We start from the raw sequence: 21,971 nt of genomic DNA, 5'->3' as shown, positions 1-21,971 counted from the left end.
CTTCACTTACCTGGTATACTTTTACTTTGCAACACATCTAATTACCACCTGAACCATTAATTATACCACCTGCAGGTGGTATACTTTTACATTGCAACCCTGGTATAATTTTACATTGCAATTGACAACAAACTCTTTTTTGGTAAAGTTGTGAGTTACTTAGAATCAAAATTAGGCAAATTCTCAGAAGAGATGCAGCGATACGGGATACCGCCAAGAAAACATGGTGGCAGAAAGGGTCCCAGACCAGAAAAGGCAGGTTAAAGGGGAAAAAGGGGAAAAAGGGAAAAAGACGAGAAGATTACAATTTGCCAAAAGAAAATCCGTATTCTGAACCGAGAATTCCGTATCCCGGGCAAGGAAGATACTACACGAAACAAGGGAACTACTATCCACTTAAAGGAAGTTGCTCTTTGCAAGTTCGGAGTTGCTCTCCCGGGCTCCGGGATTGCTCTCCCGGACTTCGGAATCACTCTTCCGGAGGAGCGAAGAGGGAATTCCTTGTAGCCGACGCTTCAGACCCCTGCGGGCTTCATCGTCGGATAGTATTTCCTGCATTATATTACAGATTTTGAGAAAAAATGAATATAGCGAAGAATCTTAAAAATAAGGATTGAAAATTTCAAGTCTGGTACAGTTTCACAGTTTCAGTACAGTTTCACCAGTTTCACAGTTTCACAGTTTTCAGTTTTTCCTAAATTGGGAGATTGAAATTTGGTGATTTAAGGAGGCGATGTGAAAAGATTTATATTTGGTATTCTTGTAATGAGTATCTTTATGGGATTGGGGATTTGTGAAGAAAAACCAGTATGGAGAACAAGGTCTTCTGCAACTGCTTCACAAGAGAAAAAAGAAACTGCAGAGAAAAAGGGAACAACGGAACAAAAACCAGCTATTAAAAGAATAAACTGGGAAGAGATAGATTTAAGAGATTATTATGGTATGAGATTTAATACTGTTATTGAGAAACTTGGTATCCCTGATAGTCTTGGGTGTTATAGGGCTGACTCTAACGATAGCAATTACGATGCTCCGGTATTGAGATACAAAGGTGCTTCTTTATTTGTAGGACCAGCCACTGACACAATTTATCTTATAATGATTTTTAAAAAAGAATGCCCTTGTAAAATAGCAGGCGTAAGAATGGGTGATACAGAAGAAAGGGTAATTGAAATTTTAGGTGAACCAACTAAAAAGGATGTATCATCTGAAGGTGATTATTATATCTTGAGATATTTAGATTTTACTCCAAAGATAAGTGTGAACATCTCAAAAACTACAGGATTAGCTATCAATGCAGTAGTGTTCAAATGAGCAGGGGGAGGAGAAAAGTGATAATAAAAATTCTTAAAATACCATTGTTCGTTCTAATTTTTTTATTTTTTTCAGCTAATGCATATTGCACAGATGTAAGTGGTAGTGTTTCCGGGAACTGGACAGTTGCTGGTAGTCCTTATATAGTAACAGGAGACATAACGGTAGAAAACGGAACTACTCTTACAATAGACCCCGGTGTTGTAGTAAAATTTAACACAGGTACTGGTATGACTATTTATGGACTTTTACAAGCAATTGGTACAGCAGATAATCCAATATATTTTACATCTGTGAATGATAATTCTGTTGGTGGTGTTACTGGGACTGGTAATCCTGTTGTTGGCAGTTGGAAAGATATTTACTTTGATTCATACAACAATGATTTAAGTAGTTGTAGGTTGGAATACTGCATAATCAAATATGGTGGGGGTGGCTCAGCCGGGAATATTCATATCTGCGCTAATTATTATAATAATGCGAAACCAGTTATTTCAAGTTGCACTGTTTCAAATAGCAGCAATTATGGAATTTATATGAATAGAAGTGGTGGTAAGAGCGCTATACCAACTATATCTTATTGTACAATAAAAGATAATAGTTCATATGCTATTTATATAACCTGTCCACACTCATCCATTTTTTCAGGTTTAACATTTTCTAATAACGGATATAATGCAGTTGGTATAACTGCCGCAGCAGGCGATTGGAGAAATCCTGGGTATCCATATATTGTAGCCGGGAACATAGAGGTAGGTAATGGTGTTACACTTGTCATATATCCCGATGTTGTAGTAAAATTTAATAGTAATACTGGTCTGGCTATTTATGGACTTTTACAGGCAGTAGGCACAGCAAGTAATCCAATATATTTTACATCTGTGGATGATAATTCTGTTGGTGGTGCTACAGGAACTGGTAATCCTGTTTCAGGCAGTTGGAAAGATATCAACTTTAATTCATACAACAATGATTTAAGTAGTTGTAGATTGGAATATTGCATAGTCAAATATGGTGGTGGTGACTCAGCAGGAAATATTCATATCTGCGCTAATTACTATTATAATGCGAAACCGGTTATTTCAAGTTGCACTATTTCAAATAGTAGCAATTATGGAATTTATATGAATAGAAGTGGTGGTAAGATACCAATTCCAACTATCTCTTACTCCAAATTTATCAATAATAACAATCAGCATATCTACAATACTGTTTCCGGTGTTACTATAACCGCAGAAAACAACTGGTGGGGAACAAGTCCGCCTTATTCCGGCAAATTTTATGACAGTGTGGACTATGACCCGTATCTTACAACAAGCGCTGATGCGGGTTATTTTTCCGGTAAGGTAACAAAACCTGATGGGACAACACCAATATCTGATGTTTCAATAACTGTGACAAAGACTGGAACAACAATTACAGAGACAACAACTGATACAAATGGGAATTATACAATTGGTATTTCAACAGGGATAGGAACTGTATTTGATATATCAGCATCAAAAACTGATTATACAACACAGACAAAAACTAATCAATCAATTACCTGTGGACAGACAACAACTGTTAATTTTACACTTAATATCGCACCAACACTTTCCTGGACTGGTGAGACAAATTATACTTCCGACGGGCTTGACCCAGAGACGGGCTATTCAACAACAACATTTGTATATCGTGTAAAATATACTGATAATGATAATGATGCTCCAAAAACAGGTTATCCAAAAGTGTATATTAAAAAATCAGGGACAGATATCACAGGGAGTCCGTTTACAATGACTCAAGTAGATTCAGGTGATACAACCTATTCAGACGGTAAACTCTATTCTTACTCTACAACACTTTCTACAGGTACTGATTATACATATTATTTTGAGGCATATGATGTCTGGGATACATCTGCAACAGGAACACCAACAAGTTCGGTTGACGCGCCTGATGTTACTATTCCTGGCGCTGATGTAAGTGTAAATTTGGGTGAAGCATTAGATAACACCGCTTTAACCTGGACAACAGGTGGTAGTGCAAACTGGTTTGGGCAATCTACAACATACTATTATGATAATGATGCTGTAGAGAGTGGTAAAATTACTCATAATCAAACTACATATATTCAAACGAGTGTTACAGGTCCAGGAACACTTACATTCTACTGGAAGGTTTCTTCACAAGCATACGATTGGTGGGGTGGTGGCGATCTTCTCACATTTTATATTGATGATGTTGAAAAAACTTATATCTCCGGTGCAGTGGATTGGACTCAGTTATCTTACAGTATTTCTTCGGGTTATCATACACTGAAATGGGCTTATTCAAAAAATAGTGAAACAAATAGTGGCGCTGATTGCGGCTGGTTAGATAAGTTAGAATGGACAGGCAAAAGTGGTGATGCTGGTATCACATTAGGCGCAAACGAAGCTATTGTTGGGAGAAATCTTTTTAATCCGACAAATAATCAATCCGCAAAAATAAAATTTTCTGTACCTGAAAGTGCAAAAGTAACAATAAAAATCTACGATATTATGGGGAATTTGGTTAGAACGATTATAGATGGTGTAGATTATCCAGCCTCTACATCGTTTTATGATACAAGTTGGGATGGTATGAATGATGACGGTAATATCGTTGCAACAGGGCTTTATTATATGTATTCTGAAATCGGCTCTAAGAAAACTAAAAAAAATATCATTGTAACAAAGTGAGGAATTATGCAAAAAATGATTAACTGGTTAAAAAATAGTCCCACTAAAGTGGGGTATAAAAAAAGATTTATACCCGACTTCAGTCGGTTATATTTTGGTTTTACTACTTGCTACTTGCTACTCGCTACTTGCTACTTATTTGCTGCTGGAACAACAGGAATGCAATTCCTGTTGATTGACCCATTTGCATATTCAGCAGCAACGGGTGGTTGCGGTGGTGCATTAGGTGATGCTACTAATCCTGCAGTATGTACCGGCTGTGGAATTTATAAAAAAGGTGTGTTTGGATATTCTTATACTTCATGGATAAATGGTCTATCAGGACATTACTTTGCATTCCGTAAACCAAACAGGTATGGTACCAGAGGGTGGGGCGTAGAGTATTCATATTTTGGTCTATCTGAACCATATATAGATGAAAATTTTCAGAAACAGAAGGAGATACAGTTTACAAACCAAATTTTATCATTTCTGTATGCGATTGGTAATCCAAGTATGGGTATTGGTACGAGATTTAAGATGGCAGGAAGCTCTATAGAATCGTCATTAACTACAGAAGCACATACTTCGTCTGCATATACACTGGATATAGGCGTTTTTTATGTTTATAATGGTATTTTGAATTTCTCATTCTTAAAACAAAATCTTGTGCTGGGTTCTGCAGAAGGTGCTTATCTTCCTGAAAAAATAGAAATATCTCAACCAATAAATGTTGGCTTGTCATATAGTGTCTATCCACTTAAAATAGCAGCTCAAGCAGATTTAAATTCTGTAGATAAAAATATTTATAAAACTGGATTAGAATACATATTGTTGGATACGATTGCGTTAAGATGTGGTTATAAAATTGGTGCTGATTTAGAAACATATACTGCCGGTATTGGATTGAGAGTAAAAGATGCGCGGTTTGATTATGCATGGGTGCCTTTCGGTGGCTTAGGGGATACACATCGGGTTTCAATTGATTTCAGATACGGAACTGCAGTAGCAAAAGAAGAAACAATTGATATGCCAGAATCAGTTGGTACCATAAAAATAAAAGAGAAAAAGGTAAAAATAAAAGGGTTGAGGAAACCTAAAAAGATTTTACCAGTTGAAGAAAGGTCTAAACTGGCAGTTTTAGATATGTTTGTTCAAGATACTGTAACTGATGCTGAAGCAGATTTTATATATGACTTTTTACAAGGTGACTTAACAAATTGTGAAGGTTTTGATATTATTGAAAGAAAATATATAGATAGTATAATAAAAGAACAAAATATTCAGTTATCAGGGATTATTGAGGAAGATACCGCGTTCATAAAAGAATTTGGTGGTCTTATTGGTGTTAAATATATTATTGTAAGTCGTCTCGGTAAATTCGGTGAGAATTATCAATTTATAGTTCAGATAAAGGATGTGACAACAGGCAGGAATGTGTTTTCTGTAGATGAAAAATGCAGAAAAATTGAAGATATGCGTGGTGTTGTAAGAAATGTTGTCAACACAATTGTTGTAGAAGTTGTTGATAAAAAGCAAAAAGAAAAGAAAAAGAAACAAGCAGAATTAAAGGATATAAATGTTATCTATGTGAAAGTTACTGACGATAATGGTGTCCCGCTTTCAAATGCAGTAGTAAAAATCTCTAAAAATAGTGAAGAAATAAAAAAGATTCTTACAGACGATAACGGTAAATGCAACTCGGACAATTTACCTTTAGGAACTTACACAGTAAAAGCATGGAAACAGGGCTATGTTTTTGAAGAGAAAGAAGTTGAAATGGTTGCTGAGAATCCTACCGAAGTCAATTTCACTCTCAAAAAGAAATAAAATCCTGCCTGAAAATCTATCACTCAAATTTATTTAGAAAAAAACGGGTGGTTAAGTAGTCTGCCTGGGAAGAAATGGAACTTCAGTGCCGACAGGGCTGAAACCCATAAAGGGTTGAAGCCCTGTCTACTGTTTTTATCAAGTCAATGAGTTCTTCAATATCGTTAACTATTCTAACCATACAGTTCTTTTATTACTTCTTTTACAGCACGATTAATATCCTTCTGAGAAATTGGATTTTTTATTGACAATTCAACTTGATTTTTGTAAAATCTACTTGTGAGCCTAATTTTGCCTGAACAATTTCACTACATTTGTATGCCTGATTGTGCGGTATGCTGTAAGAACTGGGATATAGATATTGATGATGAAACATACCAAAAACTAGTGGATGTTAAGTGGGAACAGTTTTCAGATAGATTTGAGAATAGAAAAATATTCATTGACAGAGATGGGAGAAAAAAATTTGAACTTATAGACAGCAGATGTATTTTTTTAGATGATGACAACTACTGTCTTATCCATAAAAAATTGGGGTTTGACGCAAAATCTACCATCTGTAAGATGTATCCATTTAAGTTTGTAAAAACGCCCGAGGGGATTATTGTTCGGCTATCATTTGTGTGTCCGTCAGTTATAAAAGATACAGGTGTTCAGTTAGAGAATCAAATATCTGAAATAGAAAAACTTGCAACCTTACAACCCGACTGGATACGTAAAATAGATGAAACGGTTGTTGTTGATAGCGATATAAAAATATCCTACAATGACTATAAAAAAATTGAGAATGTTATTTTTGAATTATTAAGAGCACGCCACGATTACGAGACATCACTTAAAGCACCCGCAAAGTTTTTAAGGGCGTTATCGGAGAGTCTTAAGAAAAAGGAATCATTAAACGATATATTACAGAAGACCGATAAAGAAATTTTTTTTCGTAAAAAAGAAAATGTATCAAAAGAAAAACAGAAACTTTATCTTGCACTTTTCGTCGGTTATGAATTTGTAGGAAGAGCGAAAGAGAACTTACTTAAAAAATATGCGAATCTGTTAAAACTTGTTTTTAGAACCGGTTCTCTTAAACTGAACAATGAAAAATTCAAACTTTCAGAAATTGCCGAAACATATTTTGATATAGATAATGAAAACATACAAAATACCATCAAGAGATTCATTGAACACTTACTTTTTTCAAAATGGCATTTGTTATCGTCGGCTGTATCTACACCCAATCTTGTTTCAGGCTATTCACTGCTCCTTGTTGTTTATGCGCTTGTGAAATGGTGGTCTCGGGCTTTTGCTCTCATAAGAAAAAGTGCTGTTGTAGAACTCTGTGATGTAGAAAAAGCAATTACATTTGTGGAACTAAATTACACAGGACATATTACGAAAGAAACGCTTTTTTTGAACAGCCGAACCTTTGCCACAATTTGCAACCTTTTAATTTCACAACCAAACTTTGAGGAAATAATAATATAAAAATGTTTGAATTTTTGCTTAACCTTATTGTTCCAATAATTGCTGGTATTGTCTATTTTGTGATGGCATATGAAATAAAAAAACTGGAAAAAATCAGACAACTCATTTTTGGCGAACTCGGCTACAAGAAGGTTTTTAATGCGTTTATTTTGTTTGGTATCTATTTTATCACCCGACCGCTACAGAATATCATCGGACAGCATCCATTGCCGGTGATTATGAATTGTCTGAGACAGTTTTTTTTGATGGCGTTTATTGCACCTGCAATACTGATTGGTATATTTTATTGGGAGTCCGAGGAAAGCGAGATTCCTAAATCAACAAAAATCGCTTCCTACACAGTAGGTTTTTTTATGGCGCTTATATTTATACTCGTCAATAGTATCGCGGTAGATGGCTCAAAAATTATTGCCTCATTTAACGGCTTGAACCTGTATGATGCGGTCTGGTTTTCAGCCGGGAACCAGAAAACAGAACTGATACTGATTCATCTGCTAAGCCAGTTAATTTCGCCAGTTGGCTTTTTTATTCTGGCAGTTGCGATTGTGCGGCGGCGGCGGCATAACTATCCGAAAGATAGCCCGTATAATCTGATGCCACTTAAATGGCGGTATCTTGAAGTTGGGCTGGAAGTGTTTGTTATTTCAATGCTTATTGCAGGTTTCGCCGCATTATTTGGCCGCTATTACACTTATTTATGGGTGATATATTTTATCGGCGCAATCGTATCCGGAATCATAGAATTAAAAAGTGTAAAAATACCACCAAGAACAGCTCCAAAAGACCTTGAAAAACTATGAATAATCAACAGCAATCAGAAGAAGTAAAGCCGGTAATTGTAGATGAGGAAGGGCTCTGTCCAACCTGTGGCTATTTTGCAGGCTCGCTTTTGACCTGTCCTCGCTGTGGTGCGCGGGTTGAAAAACGGATCAGTGTCAAGTTCGTAAAAATAGCATCAATTATAGGCTCAATACTTGGTGTTATTCTTTTATGGTATGCTGCACACTTAAAGCAGCCGAAGCAGATACATATAGAAGATATTGACGAACGAATGAGCGGTGCGTATATCAAAGTCGTCGGAAAAGTGGTTTCATATGTTGAAGATACTACCAAAAACTCACTAAAAATAAAACTAGACGATGGCACAGGTCAGATAAATATCTACGGGTTCAACAAACTTGCACAATTCAAAAAAATTCATAAAGATAACCTGCCTGAATTAGGCGATTTGGTAGAAATTGCCGGCACTGTCAGTGAAAGCCAGAAGTTTGGTACTACACTGTTTATGCCTGTTCCAGAAAGATTCAAAGTGCTGCAGAAATTACAAATAAAAGAATATACGCTCGCAGATATAAAGAGCGATTTAATCGGTGAGATTGTAAAAATTAAAGTGTTCATCTCGTCATATGAACAACGAACTACCAAGAAAGGTACTATTCTGCATTCGTTTGTGTTAAGTGATGAAACCGGTAGTATCAATATGGTTCTGTTTGATTCTGCAATGACTAAAATTTCTACAGAGACAAAAAATTTGCTTTCTGAAAAAAATGCCGAACTGGAGATGCTCGTCAAAATATCCGAATACCGTGATACACTTCAAGCTAACCTGTTTGATTATACCAAAATCAAAAAAGTAGGCACTGTAGATATTAAAGCAGTTCAGGATAAACTGTGGACACAGAAAATTAAACAGACAAAAACTATTAAGTTCAACAAATTAACAAAAAAGGATATCAATAGTTCATACTTTTTTAGTGGAACAATCAGAGATATCAGAGCAATAAGGAAAGGAATGGTTGTTACTATTGACGATGGTAGTGATGAGCTTTCAGTAGTTGTATGGGATACATTAAAAGATAAAATTAAGGGCTTCAGTCATCTTGAAGAAGATGCTAAAATATCAGGTATATTCCAGATTGGTGAATACAAGAACGAACTCCAACTAAAAATAGTTCAGGCTGAAGATGTAAAAATTGAAGCAGGTGAATCGGGTGGCTCGCAATTGGAAATTATTCAAGATAGCGGTGAAGAAAAGCGGATCCCGAGGGCGAAAAAGCAAAAGAGCAAAAAAGATGAAGAGAAAATGGAAACCAAAGAGGACGAAATCCAGATAATCCAGGAATAATTAGGACGCAGATAAAAGTCAGAATTAAGAATTAAGAATTATCTGCGAAAATCTGCGTCCCAATAAAAACAAATGATTGAATTAACTATCATTGCATACTGTCTTTTAGGCACTATCATTGGCGGATTGTTGTGTATCATACCATCACTGCATATCTATAATGTCACAGGGATTGCTATCCTGATTTATCTCAAATTCCGTTCAGTGATACCGGAGCCTGCATTAGTGCCGTTTTTTATGTCTATGATGGTTGCATTCGCATTCCTGAATACACTGCCGATGACTTTTTTTTGTGCAGCAGATGAATCAGCAGGTGCTACAATCTTACCATCTATGGATATGCTGAAAAATGGTAAAGGTAGAGATGCCGCACTGCTTTCAGGTATGGGAACACTGCTGGGTGCGTTTATACTTGTAATACTGACACCGTTTTTTTATAAAGTATGCACATATATCTATGCGGTCTCACGATTCCATCTTCACTGGATTATTGGCTTGATACTCGTGCATTATGTGATGAGTGAATGGCCTAAAGGCGCAGGTAGAGGTAGAAAACCATGGTCTAAACTTAAAAACGGCTGGTCTAATATCTTCGCCGGATTGCTGACATTCTCGCTGGCATCAATTGTAGGACTGATTCTAACCACAAAACCGCTCGCACCGCCTGAATTGAGTTTCCAGAATATAATGCCAATCTTCGTCGGGTTCTTTGCATTCCCGTCTATACTGCAGACATTCTTGTCAAAAGCAAAATATCCGCAAATACAGTATGAATCCAAATATGTTAATGCCGGCTGGAATGATTTCGGGTATGCCTGTCTGCCAGGTATTATCGGCGGACTTATCACCGCAATGATTCCAGCAGTAACAATCGGTATTGCTGCAATCTCCGCAAGCCATATGAGTAACCATCGGAATCTTAAACAAACTTCATATGAGAAACCAACCGAGCCCGGGACCGTTGTGCATCTGCATACACCTGAAATATATTATATTCAGGAACGCATTTTTTTGATAGCAGGTGGTATCAACAAAATCATTTATTATGTTGGCGCATTTCTATTGGTGTTTGTTTTAACCCAGAATACACCCAATGGGATGGGACGCGGTGGAATGAATATTATGTTGAAACCACTTGCAGCACCTCAATCAGGCGATTATTTTGTGATGCTGTCTGTGATTGTTTTTACTTCAGGCATTTCAATGCTGATGCTTATCTGGGCGACACATCTGACAGTCAGATATTTTAAGAAATTAAGTGAAAATATAAAATTGATATACGGGATTGTCACAGTATTCGTAATCGGTGTTGTATATTTTATGGGTGGTGGATTACACGATATACAAGGCGGGATAATGGCGCTTCTGGTTGCCGCAGTTACTACCTGTATCGGCTCTATCCCGGTGTTTTTTAATTGCAGACGCTCACACTGTATGGCAGTGCTATTAGTACCAATCGCACTGAATATGGCAGGTTATGGCGATAAAATTGCCAAGTTGTTAGGGTTGATATAGAATAGGACGCCGATAAACGCAGAAAAATCAAGATTTTAAACATAAAGACACAACCGAGAAAATAATTAAGGCATTTTACCATGTTTATAATACTCTTGGTTATGGTTTCTTAGAAAAAGTATATAAAAATTCATTATAGAGGTTGGATTGTTGTTGAATTTTGGACCCCAAGCAGAAATTAAGCGGTTTGCTTTTGACAATTTGAGAAAAAGCAGTAGGATGCAGATGGAGGCAGAGTAAATCCTGATTTTTCTGCGAAAATCTGCGTCCTATAAAAAATTACTAAAATGAAAGGGTTAACACATTTCATATCAGGTATTGCAGCGGCTACTTTTATACCTGAAGTAATAAAGATGTCAACACAGAGCCGTGTAGATACCGTTGAAGGCGCTGCAAACTCGTTTATACTGCTTTTAGCAGGTGCGTTTGGCTTGTTACCGGATACGCTTGACTTCAAGTTAGGACAGTATTTTTCAGCTGCAGAATACGAGATAGACCCTGACCCGCGGAACCCGGACCCGCAAAAAATGGCGGATAAGTTTGCCGAGGCAATCTCTTACGCAGGTAGAACCGGCAAATTCACAAGAGTCCAATTCTACCCGATTCAACTCGGTGCTTCGTTATGGCGACAGTATAATGTTCTTTTCCCGGAAAAAGAGGTTATAGTCCAAATTAACGAAATGGTTAAAACATCGCAATGCCCGCTTCCGAATACCGCACCATCAAAAAATCGGGTTGGAAAAGCGAAACTGGACTATGAATTAAAATCACGCAATTTAGAAGTTGACTGGCTTAACAAAATAGTCCGATTCCTGCGTCAACGAATAAAAGGACCTGACAAAGAAGCCACTACCGTTAAGCCGTCTACAATAGAGATATTCAGCGGCTCGCAATTCGGCTTCCAAAAAGAATCAGACGGCAAACTGTATTTTAACTGGCTGCCATGGCATAGAACCTGGAGCCATTCCTGGGTGCTCGGGTTTTTGCTTTCAATCCCGATTCATATAATCGCATATCTGTTAAATTTTTATCACTGGTGGCTTTACGGATTGGTTGCGTTTCTCGGTTTCTTTACACATATAGCGGAAGATATGACAGGTCATATTGGTGGCGCATTATTCTGGCCGTTGCATAAACCGCGTTCAGAAGGATTAGAATTATTCAAAGCATCTGACCCGCGAACCAATTTCAGTATAATGTATTCAGCAATCGTGCTTACTATCTGGAATACGGATAGATTTTCTACACAGTTGATTAAACTACCGGGCTGGCAGGTTTTAACAATTTTTTTGGTTATCCCGCTAACTGTCTACTTTTGGACGGTGAAAATAATAAAACAAAAAATACTGGAAAAAGAAGCGAAAGTTATTGCAACATTATCTACGGAAGAAGAGCCCGACGGAATAGGCGATTCCGTTATTGATTGAAAACAGAGGCAGCGAAAAAGAAGTGGTTAGGTGGTTAAGTGGTTAGTGATTTGATTTTACTAATCACTTAATTACTTACCCCCGACTTAAGTCGGGGGCTAATCGCTGATATTATTATGTTCAGACCACAAATCAAAGTAATAGATTGTACAATCCGTGATGGCGGACTGATGAATAAGTCCAATTTCACTTTGGAACTTGTCCGAAATGTCTATAAGGCGGTTTGCGCTGCCGGTATAGATATTGTAGAACTCGGCTACCGAAACAGCAAAAAAATGTTCTCAGTCACCGAATACGGTCCGTGGCGGTTCTGTGACGAAGAGAACCTGCTCAAAGTAGTAGATGGGAACAAGTATTCAGGGACAAAAATCGCTATTATGCAGGATGCACATAAAGCGGTTGCCGATGATATTCTGCCAAAAGAGAAAAGTGTGGTAGATGTGATACGCGTGGCAACATATGTCAAGGATGTAGACAAGGCAATCAAACTCGCTAATAATGCGACTGATAAGGGCTACATAGCGACAATCAATATAATGTCAATCTCAAAAGCATTAGACCGCGAACTGGATGAAGCGCTACAGCAAATAGACGAAGAAACCAAAATTAGTGCCTGCTATATTGTAGATAGTTTTGGCGCACTTTATAGCGAGGATATAGATTTTTTCGTAGATAAGTACAAAAGATATCTGAAAGGAAAAGAGATTGGCGTGCACTGCCATAACCATAAACAACTCGCATTTGCTAATACGATTGCCGGTATCATCCGTGGCGCTAATTATTTAGATGGCACACTATACGGGCTTGGTCGTGCAGCAGGCAACTGCCCGTTAGAACTGCTTATCAGTTTCCTGAAAAATCCAAAGTTCAATATCCGCCCACTGTTAGATGTGATTAGCAAAGATATCCTGCCGTTAAGCAAAGAAATACCTTGGGGTTATGCTATCCCGTATATGATTACCGGGATGCTGAATAGACATCCTGATGTTGCAATGGCGATGATGGCGCTGGATGATACTAACCCTGAGAAATGGGATTTCTTGAAATTCTACGAGAAACTTACCCAGGAAGAAGTAGAAGATTAAAGCTGTGACAAAAATTCCCTTTTTCTAAAAAGGGGTGTCCCGCAGGGACAGGGTATTATGTGTAAAAATTCACATTGACAAAACTTAAAAAATACTTTATACTAAAAGTGGAGTAAAAAATTATGGGTAAGAAAGCAAATCAGGTTCGTGAAACACAAACGGAATATAAACCAACGGGAAAAATTAAAATTAGTGTAGAACTTATTCCAGAACCAGAAGAAGGAGGTTTTACGGTTTATTGTCCCGAACTTGATATTTACAGTCAGGGTGATAATGAAAAAGACGCTTTGAGAAATATTAAAGAAGCAGCAGAATTACATATTGAAGAAATTGGTATTGATAAATTGGAATTACGGAAAATAGTGAGAAAAGAATTGGAGATGGCACTCTGATGTCCGCATTGCCGAGGATTACCGGTAAAGAATTGGTCAGAGCACTACAAAAAAGCGGATTTGAAATTGCCAGACAAAAAGGGAGTCATATTCAGATGAGGAAATTTGCAGAAGGAAGAAAAACCACATTTCCCGTTCCTGTGCATACAGGAAAAATAATCAAACCAGGTACACTCAAAGGAATTTTACGGCTTGCAAATTTAGCAGTAGAAGAACTTCAAGAATTATTATGATAGTATGAAAACCAGAACTTTATCCCGTAGCAGCCGCCGATTTGGTGGCTTGGTATGGGGCGTCCCGATACTTTCTAAAAGTGAATATGAAAAACTTGTCTGTCATTCTGACCACGTACTTGATACGGGGGAAATCCAGATAAAGTAAAAAAAGGACCTGTCCCTTTTTTCTTTTCCTTTATTTTATTAGCAGACGGGAGAAATTAAAATGAGTGGAAAAATTATTGTAAAAGCAGAAGTGTTTAAGGAAGGTGACCAATATGTTGGAGTGTGTCCTGAATTAAATGTGTCAAGCTTTGGAGATACACCTGAAGAAGCAAAAAAATCTCTTTCGGAAGCAGTTTCGCTTTTTTTGGAAGAATGTCAGGAAATGGGAACACTTGTTGAGGTATTGAAAGAAGCGGGATTTACATCTTTGGGACAAGAATGGATTCCACCTGAACCGATACTTATTGATAAATTAGGACTTGATTTAGCCCGTGTAGAATAATGCCGAAGATTACACCAATTCATTATGAAAAACTGATACGGATATTTGAACTTGATGGATTTGTAGTAAAAAGACGAAAAGGCGACCACATAAGTATGACAAAGACAGGTATCTCAAGACCATTGGTGATTAAATGCAGTCCTCGTGAAGTTCCTGTTGCACATATTAGAACCAATATGACCACAGCAGGAATAAGTAGAGATAGATATTTTGAGTTATTAGACAAAGTAAAATAGTATGAAAAGAATCAGAACCGTCCCGATACTTTCTAACCACTCATTGCGAACAATAGCAAAGCAATCCCTAATTTCGGTAAAGCGAATTTCTATAAATTTCTATAAATTTCTATTAGTTTCTGTCTTAATACTTTCCTCCGTCCCCAGTATTTTACTAAAAGTAGATAGAAAATTTTAATTATGGGTAAAAAAACAAAAGCAAAATATGTTAAAGAAGCACATTCTGAATATATACCGAACCGTTTTGCCAATTACACGATTGTTATTGTAAAAAGTGAGAACTGGTATGCTGGATATGTAAAGGAGTTGCCGGGTGCGCATTCGCAGGGTAAGACCATTGATGAAGTGAAAGAGAACTTAAAAGAATCAATCAAGATGATACTTGAATCTAATTACAGACACTTTATCAGTGGTCAAAACAAGGTTTTAGAAGAGAGAATCACTGTGAATGTATGAAAAGGAAAGAGTTAATCAGACATCTTTTAGAGAACGGTTGCGTATTTGAAAAAGAAGGTAAAAAACACACGATATTTTACAATCCTGAAAGCGGGGAATCAGCAACGATACCGAGACATAAAGAGATAAACACATTTACAGCGAGAGGAATTTGTAAAGACCTTGAAGTAGAAATTATTAAAAAGAAATGAAAATTATCTAAACTAGAGGCAATTAAAAATTAAAAATTAAAAATGCTTTCTACCACAATTTTACATTTTACATTTTTAATTGATTTTAATATGTAACAAAATTCACATTGACAAAATCACAAAAATACTTTATACTTAAAATGGATATAAAAAACAGTAAAATGGAACCACGAATGAACACGAATAAACACGAAAAAAATTTGGTTTTGTTTTTCCTTGTTTCCATATTTCTATATTTCCATATTACCTGCCTCTGGGCTGGTTTCACAGGCGATTTTTCTCAAGCCGGTGGTAGTGTGTATGATGGTGGGAATGCAGATGGCGGTGGCGGTGTAGCGGTAGATACAATCACAGCAGGTGGTCCGTATATTTATGTTACTGGTAGTTCTTCAAATGGTGTCACTGCTAATGACTATTTCACAATAAAATATGATGCCACAGGTGTGATGCTTGCCTCAGCAACATTTAATAGCGTGTATAATTATAATGATGAAGCCCAGAGTGTGGCAGTAAGCACTTCCGGAGATGTTTATGTTATAGGACGCTCATCTAATGGTTCAAATTGGGATTATGTTACAGTAAAATATAATTCCAATCTGGTATTTCAATCATCTGCCGTATTTAACAGTGTGTATAATAATGCTGATGAAGGCTTTGGTATAGCAGTTAAAAATAATAATGTTTATGTTACCGGCAACTCAAATAATGGTTCTAATGATGATTTTGTTACAGTAAAGTATGATTCCAATCTAGTATTTCAATCCTCTGTTGTATTTAATGGTGGGAATAACGACCTTGCTAAAAAAGTTGCAGTAGATAATTCAGGTAATGTGTATATTACTGGTGCATCATATAACGCTTCATATGATTATGCCGTAATAAAATACGATAGTAATTTGGTGTTTCTATCATCTGATGCATATGACAGCGGGAATTGGGATGATAGTTATGGTGTTGCTATTGATACTTCAGGTAATGTGTTTGTTACAGGTCTTAGAAATAATGGCGCAAATGATGCTTGTATTACAGTAAAGTATAATTCTAATTTGACGTTTCAGTCATCCGTTGTGTTTGATACTACATATGATGACCGTGGGCAAGGTATTGCGGTGGACAAGTCGGGTAATGTTTATGTTACAGGTTTCTTAAATAACGGTTCAAACTGGGATTATCTTACACTAAAATATAATAATAACTTGGTGTTTCAATCATCCACCGGGTATAACAGTGGATTTGATGATAATGCATATGGTATAGCGGTAGATACTTCTGCTAAAGTTTATGTTACCGGCAGTTCAAACAACGACTTCCGTACAATCAGGTGTACCCTTCCTTCATCTGTTATTAAATCAGTGGCAAGTGGGAACTGGGATTCTACTAATACTTGGGAAGATGGGACAATTCCATTGTCAAGTCAGGGTGTGGAAATCCAGAGCGGGCACACGGTTACTTTCAACAGGAACGATACTGCTGTTACTTGCTCTACTATCACGATTTCAGGCACTTTGCAGTACGACGGTGCGGTGGATACAAGAACGATGGTTGTAGCAGGAAATATAGATATCCAGAATGGTGGAAAACTTCTGATGCCACCGAATACGGGCTATATTTCAGCATTAAAAATAAAATGTAACAGTGATGGTGAATTTGGAATAATTGTCAATAACGGTGGTATTTTTGATGTTCAAGGCAATACTACAACAACACCGTCTACAAGGAACTGCTTGATTGCTTCTGACAACCCGTCGGCAAAAACCTACATCCGAAATTTGTCTCAAACTGAGACAAATTTTAATCTCTATTATGTAGAAATAAGCAGTGTGGGAGTGAATGCCACCAGTAAATTCGGAATAACATTTGATGGTCCCGGCACAAGAGGAAAGATAAATTACTGCACCGTTCATAGTGGATATTATGATATTTATCTTAACCAAAGTTCCAACAACACAATAAGCAATAACAGTTGTTATTCAAGTTCTAATTATGGCATTCTCCTTTACAGCAATTGCAACAACAACACAATAAGTAATAACAGTTGCTATTCAAATTCTGCTTATGGCATTTACCTTTACAGCAGTTGCAACAACAACACAATAAGTAATAACAGTTGCTATTCAAATACTTCTTATGGCATTTACCTTGCCGGAGATTCCAACAACACAATAAGCAATAACAGTTGTTATTCAAATTCTGCTTATGGCATTTTACTTAACAACAATTCCAACAACAACATAATAAGCAATAACAGTTGCTATTCAAATACTAATTATGGCATTTGCCTTAACAACAGTTCCAACAATAACACAATAAGCAATAACAGTTGCTATTCAAATCAATATGGTATTGACACATATAATTCCATAAATAACACAGTGGTGAACTGTGAATTAGGTAAAGGTGGAAATAATACAAATGGTGATATTTATTATAGTGCTGGTTCTGTTTCCAAACTAACATTAAAGAATTGTAATTTGTATTCTGCCACTAAAGTGGCGACTAATGGGATGGATACTGCGGGGTCGTATCTGGTTTCGTATAATCAGGATGGGACATCAGGTAATGTAAAAATCTGGGGTGATTACCATATACAAAGCGGAAATTCGGAAATTTGGAATTTTGGAAATTTGTTATATGTATCAACAGCGACACAGCCGAATTCTACATTAAACGGAACAGGGTCAATTACTTATCCTGTAACTGTTGATAGTATGACGGTTACCGAGTTGTGGGAAGTGAAATGCGTTGGTGACCCGAGCTTTGAAGTAAAGCGTAGTTCCGCAATAGGCGCTTCATTCATATCAGATGGCACTGCTACAGAAGGTAGCGCTTACACAAGTACAGCGAGGGGAGTTGTATTCACTATCGGTTCAGATGCTTATAGCGTAGGTGATGTGTTTTATTTTGTTACAATCTCTTCATCTAACGACCAGAATGTTCAAAAGAAAATTGAATTCAGCGATACACCAGTTGGAACAAAATTGACCGTTGATACTGGTGGCACACTCCAAATGCTCGGCACACAAGCATATCCTACAATTTCTACCTCCGCAGCAAGCAATTATTACGGCTTCTATGCATCCGGCACAATCAATGCCAGTAATTATACGTTTTCTAATTTAGCCTCAAGCGGTGTTGTAATTGTTCCAGGGACAACTGTTGTGGATTTAAGTTCTGGCACTTTTGATACAATACAAGCCGGTGCAGGCGATGCAAGTTATATCCGTGTAACAGGTATAACATCAAACGCTACATTCTACAGTTGCGTATTCAACGATACATCTGGCACAGCAAATTACAATGTCAAAGCTGATGGCTCCGACATAAATTGGACATTCAGGAAATGGAGCGGTGTAAAAGCTGGAGAAGATTACGATTACGATGGCATCGGCTCAACAGTAACCTGGATAGACCCGCTATCTGTGGATATAACCGAACTATCATTCAATTTTGGGCAGGTGTCGTTTGGTGGCTCTGTAATCTCGGATTCAAGTGCAACAATTACAAATAATGGTGATGTAAACGCTACATACCAGATAAAACTGTCTACACCACCAGGCTGGACTGCAGGGACAACCGCGGGTATAGACCAGTTTGTATTTTATGTAATAGTAAGTTCCGCAGAACCAAGCCCGTCAGATTTTGGGAGTGAAGATATAGTATCAACAACAGCGCAGACCGCTACAAATACTGTCTTTGCAGGTCCAACAACAGAAAATGGTGTAAATGTTCCACCAGGCGAGAAGCGGTATATGTGGACACAGTTTTTAGCACCCACAAAAACAACAACCGAAACCCAACAAGGTATCACAATAACGATAACACCTGTATCACCATAAGGCAGGTTAAAGGTTAAAGCACGAATAGAGACACAAATATATAGTATAGGAATTTCCTTTTTTGGACGCAGATGTACGCAGATTTTAAAAATATAAATTTTAAATCTGTTTTTTCTGCGAAAATCAGCGTCCTATTAACTTGTTGAAATAAAATGGGACGAATAATCAATTATATTGAAATTAAAGATAAAAAATATTTGACATTATTTGATACTGGAGCAAAGAATACATATGTACTAAAAGAAATAGCTGATACTTTTCCTATACTTGAAATAGAAAAACCAGAACCTGTTAGCCTTGGCGGGAAGGTTCATCAGGTTACTAAAAAGTGTTTGATCGCAGGTTTTCTTGAAGGACTGCCAATTAGTTTTGAAGCAAGAGTGCTTGAAAATATTGGCAAGGATGATAAAGGAAATAACATTGCTATTTTAATAGGAGCATTAACTATGCAGGAATGGGGAATAGTTCCAGTCCCAGAAAAAGAAACCATTGATTTGACTCATTATCCTAAAGAGTTTGTTGAGTATTAAAATGGACGTGAAAAAAGGGGACGAAGGAAAATAAGGCAGGTTAAAGGTTTCCGCCAAAGGCGTCATGCCAAAGGCAGATCCGCCGTGGCGGAGATTCGCCTCAGGCGAAAAAGGTTAAAGGTTAAAATTAAAAACAAAAAAGAACCTGACAGGATTTACCCGCCTGACAACCGTCGGGCAGGCAGGATAAATCTCAACCACGAAGACACGAAACTCCGAAAAAAGTCTAAAACTTCGTGATTTCGTGATTATCTTGATGTACAGGGATTTTATACTTTTAGTGGAGTGAAAGATTATGGGTGAAACAAGAATAGAAATAGAAATTAAAGGAAAACGAAAAAAGGAAACTGTGAATGTTCTTGTTGATACAGGTGCAACACTTACTGTGATTTCAGAAAAAATTTTAGAATCGCTCGGTATAAGAAAAACTGAAGAAGTTGAGGTTGAATTGGCTGATGGCAAGGTTGTAAAAAGATTTCTTGGCGAAGCAAAAATTACTCTTGACAGTAAAAGTTTGACTACAAGGGTTATATTTGGTAAAAAGTCAGATACACAGGTTTTAGGCACGGTTGTGCTTGAAGAACTCGGACTTGCAGTTGACCCGATAAGGAAACGAATAATTCCAGTAAGGTATTTGTTTATGAAAATGGGTACGGTGGAAAATAAGGCAGGTTAAAGGTTAAATCACGAATAAAATCTTTAGAAGTTGCGATGAATTTTTCGCCAAAGGCGGTCCGCCTGTGGCAGAAAAAAATTATTCCGTGATTCCGTGCTTCAGTGGTTACGAAGTTTTCTTGCAGCATAGGAAATTATAAAACAACATCAGAAACCACAAGATTAACACAAGATTTACACAGATAATTAAAATTTTGATAATTTCTTACTTTTTTAATCTTGTGATAATCTGTGAAATCGTGTGGTTACAAGGTTTACTTGTAAATAGTTAAAATGAGTAGAATCATAAAAGAAATTGAAATTGAAGGTAAAAAAGCAACCGCACTGTTTGATACCGGTGCATATCATACTTATATTCGTAGAGAATATCTTGCAAATATCCCACAGCGAATTGTTTCTGTTCCAGAACCTTATAATATGGCTCTGGGTGGAAGAATTATTGAAGTTAAAGAATTATCTATTGCATTTGGTAAAATTGAAGGATTAGGTTTTGATGCAGAAGTGGTTCCTGTAGATACACTTGGGAAAACGGATGGATATGAATTAGATGTAATCATCGGCGTGTTAACTATGGAAAAATGGGAAATAAAACTTGACCCGAAAACAGGTGAACTTGATCTTGAAGGGCTACGGCGACGCGAGTTTACCGAATTTTATCTGAGAGAGGCGAATTTTTAATTGCCGTTACCGGAGGTGCGTATGAAATGCAGAAGCAAGAAGCAAGAAGCAAGAAGCAGTAATTGGCAGTGGTTTTTGGTTTTCCTTATCACCTGTTTCTTTTTATCTCCAATCTCCAATCTCCTATCTCCTATCTGCCTCTACGCCGAAGATGCAGAAATCAAACTGAACACATCAGATGGCTCTTCCTGTTTTGTTGTTCAGGACAAGAACGCTGCTGTTGTCTCAAGTATCACATCAGTCGGTAACGCATACTTCAAAGGCAATGTCGGCATCGGGACAATAGGGCCAGCAGGGAAATTAAGTGTCCAGGGGCAAGGCTCAAGTTATAGTTTATTTGTGTCAACAGCAAGTGATGGAAGTGTAGGTAATTTTGTTGTTACAAATTCTGGCAATGTCGGTATCGGGACGACAGGGCCGGCACAAAGACTTGACGTGACAGGTCACATTAGCCTGTCGGGAAATATCATTGGTCGTGGAGGTTCATGGTTGGATATTTATACAAATACATTGGATGGATCAGATACGAAAGCCACTAGAATCGGTGGCGGTGGCGACGTTTCTTCTGTTCGTGGCGCTGTTGCTACATTTTATGGGAATGAACACGCTACTTGGCCTGGGGTCTTAGAGTTAATTCCAGGAACAGGAGGAGATGTAATAATATACGCCAATGTCGGCATCGGGACGACGGGACCGGAGGGACGGCTACATGTTTTAAGTGATAGCACTTCTGATAAATATGTATTAGTTACAAGCCATACAGTAAGCGGGTATGGGTTAGTAGTTTCAACATCA

22 protein-coding genes are annotated in these 21,971 nt (G+C 37.4%); all 22 read left to right on the top strand.

Annotation, left to right across the window (positions count from 1 at the left end; genetic code table 11):
- Positions 1 to 735: 735 nt before the first annotated feature.
- Entirely contained in the window at positions 736 to 1,314 is a 579-nt protein-coding gene (locus tag AB1349_07500) for a hypothetical protein (GenBank protein ID MEW6557183.1), read from the top strand.
- Between the two features lie 17 nt (positions 1,315 to 1,331).
- Complete coding sequence (locus AB1349_07495) at positions 1,332 to 4,019, top strand: carboxypeptidase regulatory-like domain-containing protein (GenBank protein MEW6557182.1); 2,688 nt, start codon at positions 1,332 to 1,334, stop codon at positions 4,017 to 4,019.
- Between the two features lie 6 nt (positions 4,020 to 4,025).
- A complete protein-coding gene (locus AB1349_07490; GenBank protein ID MEW6557181.1) occupies positions 4,026 to 5,828 on the top strand; it encodes a carboxypeptidase regulatory-like domain-containing protein in 1,803 nt (600 codons plus the stop codon).
- 318 nt (positions 5,829 to 6,146) lie between these two features.
- The gene (gene fliB / locus AB1349_07485) at positions 6,147 to 7,307 is read left to right on the top strand and encodes a flagellin lysine-N-methylase (GenBank protein MEW6557180.1); all 1,161 of its coding nucleotides are present in this window, start codon (positions 6,147 to 6,149) and stop codon (positions 7,305 to 7,307) included.
- A 2-nt stretch (positions 7,308 to 7,309) separates the two neighbouring features.
- Complete coding sequence (locus AB1349_07480) at positions 7,310 to 8,107, top strand: hypothetical protein (protein ID MEW6557179.1); 798 nt, start codon at positions 7,310 to 7,312, stop codon at positions 8,105 to 8,107.
- The gene (locus AB1349_07475) at positions 8,104 to 9,432 is read left to right on the top strand and encodes an OB-fold nucleic acid binding domain-containing protein (GenBank protein ID MEW6557178.1); all 1,329 of its coding nucleotides are present in this window, start codon (positions 8,104 to 8,106) and stop codon (positions 9,430 to 9,432) included. Before AB1349_07480 ends, AB1349_07475 begins: the two co-directional genes overlap by 4 nt.
- Positions 9,433 to 9,504: 72 nt before the next feature.
- The gene (locus AB1349_07470; protein ID MEW6557177.1) at positions 9,505 to 10,947 is read left to right on the top strand and encodes a tripartite tricarboxylate transporter permease; all 1,443 of its coding nucleotides are present in this window, start codon (positions 9,505 to 9,507) and stop codon (positions 10,945 to 10,947) included.
- A gap of 61 nt (positions 10,948 to 11,008) precedes the next feature.
- A complete protein-coding gene (locus tag AB1349_07465; GenBank protein MEW6557176.1) occupies positions 11,009 to 11,086 on the top strand; it encodes a GxxExxY protein in 78 nt (25 codons plus the stop codon).
- Positions 11,087 to 11,234: 148 nt separating this feature from the next.
- Positions 11,235 to 12,374 (top strand): metal-dependent hydrolase, encoded by a 1,140-nt coding sequence (locus AB1349_07460; protein MEW6557175.1) that lies wholly within the window; start codon positions 11,235 to 11,237, stop codon positions 12,372 to 12,374.
- A 116-nt stretch (positions 12,375 to 12,490) separates the two neighbouring features.
- A complete protein-coding gene (locus AB1349_07455; protein ID MEW6557174.1) occupies positions 12,491 to 13,459 on the top strand; it encodes an aldolase catalytic domain-containing protein in 969 nt (322 codons plus the stop codon).
- Between the two features lie 122 nt (positions 13,460 to 13,581).
- Entirely contained in the window at positions 13,582 to 13,851 is a 270-nt protein-coding gene (locus tag AB1349_07450) for a type II toxin-antitoxin system HicB family antitoxin (GenBank protein ID MEW6557173.1), read from the top strand.
- The gene (locus tag AB1349_07445; GenBank protein MEW6557172.1) at positions 13,851 to 14,084 is read left to right on the top strand and encodes a type II toxin-antitoxin system HicA family toxin; all 234 of its coding nucleotides are present in this window, start codon (positions 13,851 to 13,853) and stop codon (positions 14,082 to 14,084) included. The genes AB1349_07450 and AB1349_07445 overlap by 1 nt, the downstream gene beginning before the upstream one ends.
- Before the next feature lie 208 nt (positions 14,085 to 14,292).
- Positions 14,293 to 14,574, top strand: coding sequence for a type II toxin-antitoxin system HicB family antitoxin (locus AB1349_07440; GenBank protein MEW6557171.1), 282 nt, complete (start codon positions 14,293 to 14,295; stop codon positions 14,572 to 14,574).
- On the top strand, positions 14,574 to 14,810 hold the full coding sequence (locus tag AB1349_07435; protein ID MEW6557170.1) for a type II toxin-antitoxin system HicA family toxin: 237 nt from the start codon (positions 14,574 to 14,576) through the stop codon (positions 14,808 to 14,810). Before AB1349_07440 ends, AB1349_07435 begins: the two co-directional genes overlap by 1 nt.
- A 1-nt stretch (position 14,811) precedes the next feature.
- Positions 14,812 to 14,988 (top strand): hypothetical protein, encoded by a 177-nt coding sequence (locus tag AB1349_07430; GenBank protein ID MEW6557169.1) that lies wholly within the window; start codon positions 14,812 to 14,814, stop codon positions 14,986 to 14,988.
- A 2-nt stretch (positions 14,989 to 14,990) separates the two neighbouring features.
- Complete coding sequence (locus tag AB1349_07425; protein MEW6557168.1) at positions 14,991 to 15,266, top strand: type II toxin-antitoxin system HicB family antitoxin; 276 nt, start codon at positions 14,991 to 14,993, stop codon at positions 15,264 to 15,266.
- Positions 15,263 to 15,457, top strand: a complete 195-nt coding sequence (locus tag AB1349_07420) for a type II toxin-antitoxin system HicA family toxin (GenBank protein ID MEW6557167.1) — start codon at positions 15,263 to 15,265, stop codon at positions 15,455 to 15,457. Before AB1349_07425 ends, AB1349_07420 begins: the two co-directional genes overlap by 4 nt.
- A 140-nt stretch (positions 15,458 to 15,597) precedes the next feature.
- Positions 15,598 to 19,293, top strand: a complete 3,696-nt coding sequence (locus AB1349_07415) for a right-handed parallel beta-helix repeat-containing protein (GenBank protein ID MEW6557166.1) — start codon at positions 15,598 to 15,600, stop codon at positions 19,291 to 19,293.
- A gap of 152 nt (positions 19,294 to 19,445) precedes the next feature.
- Positions 19,446 to 19,823: a hypothetical protein gene (locus tag AB1349_07410; protein ID MEW6557165.1), complete on the top strand. Its 378-nt coding sequence runs from the start codon at positions 19,446 to 19,448 to the stop codon at positions 19,821 to 19,823.
- A gap of 295 nt (positions 19,824 to 20,118) precedes the next feature.
- A complete protein-coding gene (locus AB1349_07405; protein ID MEW6557164.1) occupies positions 20,119 to 20,499 on the top strand; it encodes a clan AA aspartic protease in 381 nt (126 codons plus the stop codon).
- A 272-nt stretch (positions 20,500 to 20,771) separates the two neighbouring features.
- Entirely contained in the window at positions 20,772 to 21,176 is a 405-nt protein-coding gene (locus AB1349_07400) for a hypothetical protein (protein MEW6557163.1), read from the top strand.
- Positions 21,177 to 21,197: 21 nt separating this feature from the next.
- The coding region (locus tag AB1349_07395) for a hypothetical protein (GenBank protein ID MEW6557162.1) at positions 21,198 to 21,971 on the top strand (774 nt) is incomplete at its 3' end.

This window comes from Elusimicrobiota bacterium (genome assembly GCA_040757695.1).
Classification (GTDB): Bacteria; Elusimicrobiota; UBA8919; order UBA8919; family UBA8919; genus JBFLWK01.
The sequence above is the reverse complement of the archived record's forward strand: the minus strand, read 5'-3'. Positions and strand labels throughout refer to the sequence as shown.

Coding starts and splice junctions, on each gene's coding strand:
- AB1349_07490 (MEW6557181.1), top strand. CDS start 4,026: ATGCAAAAAATGATTAACTGGTTAAAAAATAGTCCCACTAAAGTGGGG.
- fliB (MEW6557180.1), top strand. CDS start 6,147: ATGCCTGATTGTGCGGTATGCTGTAAGAACTGGGATATAGATATTGAT.
- AB1349_07480 (MEW6557179.1), top strand. CDS start 7,310: ATGTTTGAATTTTTGCTTAACCTTATTGTTCCAATAATTGCTGGTATT.
- AB1349_07475 (MEW6557178.1), top strand. CDS start 8,104: ATGAATAATCAACAGCAATCAGAAGAAGTAAAGCCGGTAATTGTAGAT.
- AB1349_07470 (MEW6557177.1), top strand. CDS start 9,505: ATGATTGAATTAACTATCATTGCATACTGTCTTTTAGGCACTATCATT.
- AB1349_07460 (MEW6557175.1), top strand. CDS start 11,235: ATGAAAGGGTTAACACATTTCATATCAGGTATTGCAGCGGCTACTTTT.
- AB1349_07455 (MEW6557174.1), top strand. CDS start 12,491: ATGTTCAGACCACAAATCAAAGTAATAGATTGTACAATCCGTGATGGC.
- AB1349_07450 (MEW6557173.1), top strand. CDS start 13,582: ATGGGTAAGAAAGCAAATCAGGTTCGTGAAACACAAACGGAATATAAA.
- AB1349_07445 (MEW6557172.1), top strand. CDS start 13,851: ATGTCCGCATTGCCGAGGATTACCGGTAAAGAATTGGTCAGAGCACTA.
- AB1349_07440 (MEW6557171.1), top strand. CDS start 14,293: ATGAGTGGAAAAATTATTGTAAAAGCAGAAGTGTTTAAGGAAGGTGAC.
- AB1349_07435 (MEW6557170.1), top strand. CDS start 14,574: ATGCCGAAGATTACACCAATTCATTATGAAAAACTGATACGGATATTT.
- AB1349_07430 (MEW6557169.1), top strand. CDS start 14,812: ATGAAAAGAATCAGAACCGTCCCGATACTTTCTAACCACTCATTGCGA.
- AB1349_07425 (MEW6557168.1), top strand. CDS start 14,991: ATGGGTAAAAAAACAAAAGCAAAATATGTTAAAGAAGCACATTCTGAA.
- AB1349_07420 (MEW6557167.1), top strand. CDS start 15,263: ATGAAAAGGAAAGAGTTAATCAGACATCTTTTAGAGAACGGTTGCGTA.
- AB1349_07415 (MEW6557166.1), top strand. CDS start 15,598: ATGGATATAAAAAACAGTAAAATGGAACCACGAATGAACACGAATAAA.
- AB1349_07410 (MEW6557165.1), top strand. CDS start 19,446: ATGGGACGAATAATCAATTATATTGAAATTAAAGATAAAAAATATTTG.
- AB1349_07405 (MEW6557164.1), top strand. CDS start 20,119: ATGGGTGAAACAAGAATAGAAATAGAAATTAAAGGAAAACGAAAAAAG.
- AB1349_07400 (MEW6557163.1), top strand. CDS start 20,772: ATGAGTAGAATCATAAAAGAAATTGAAATTGAAGGTAAAAAAGCAACC.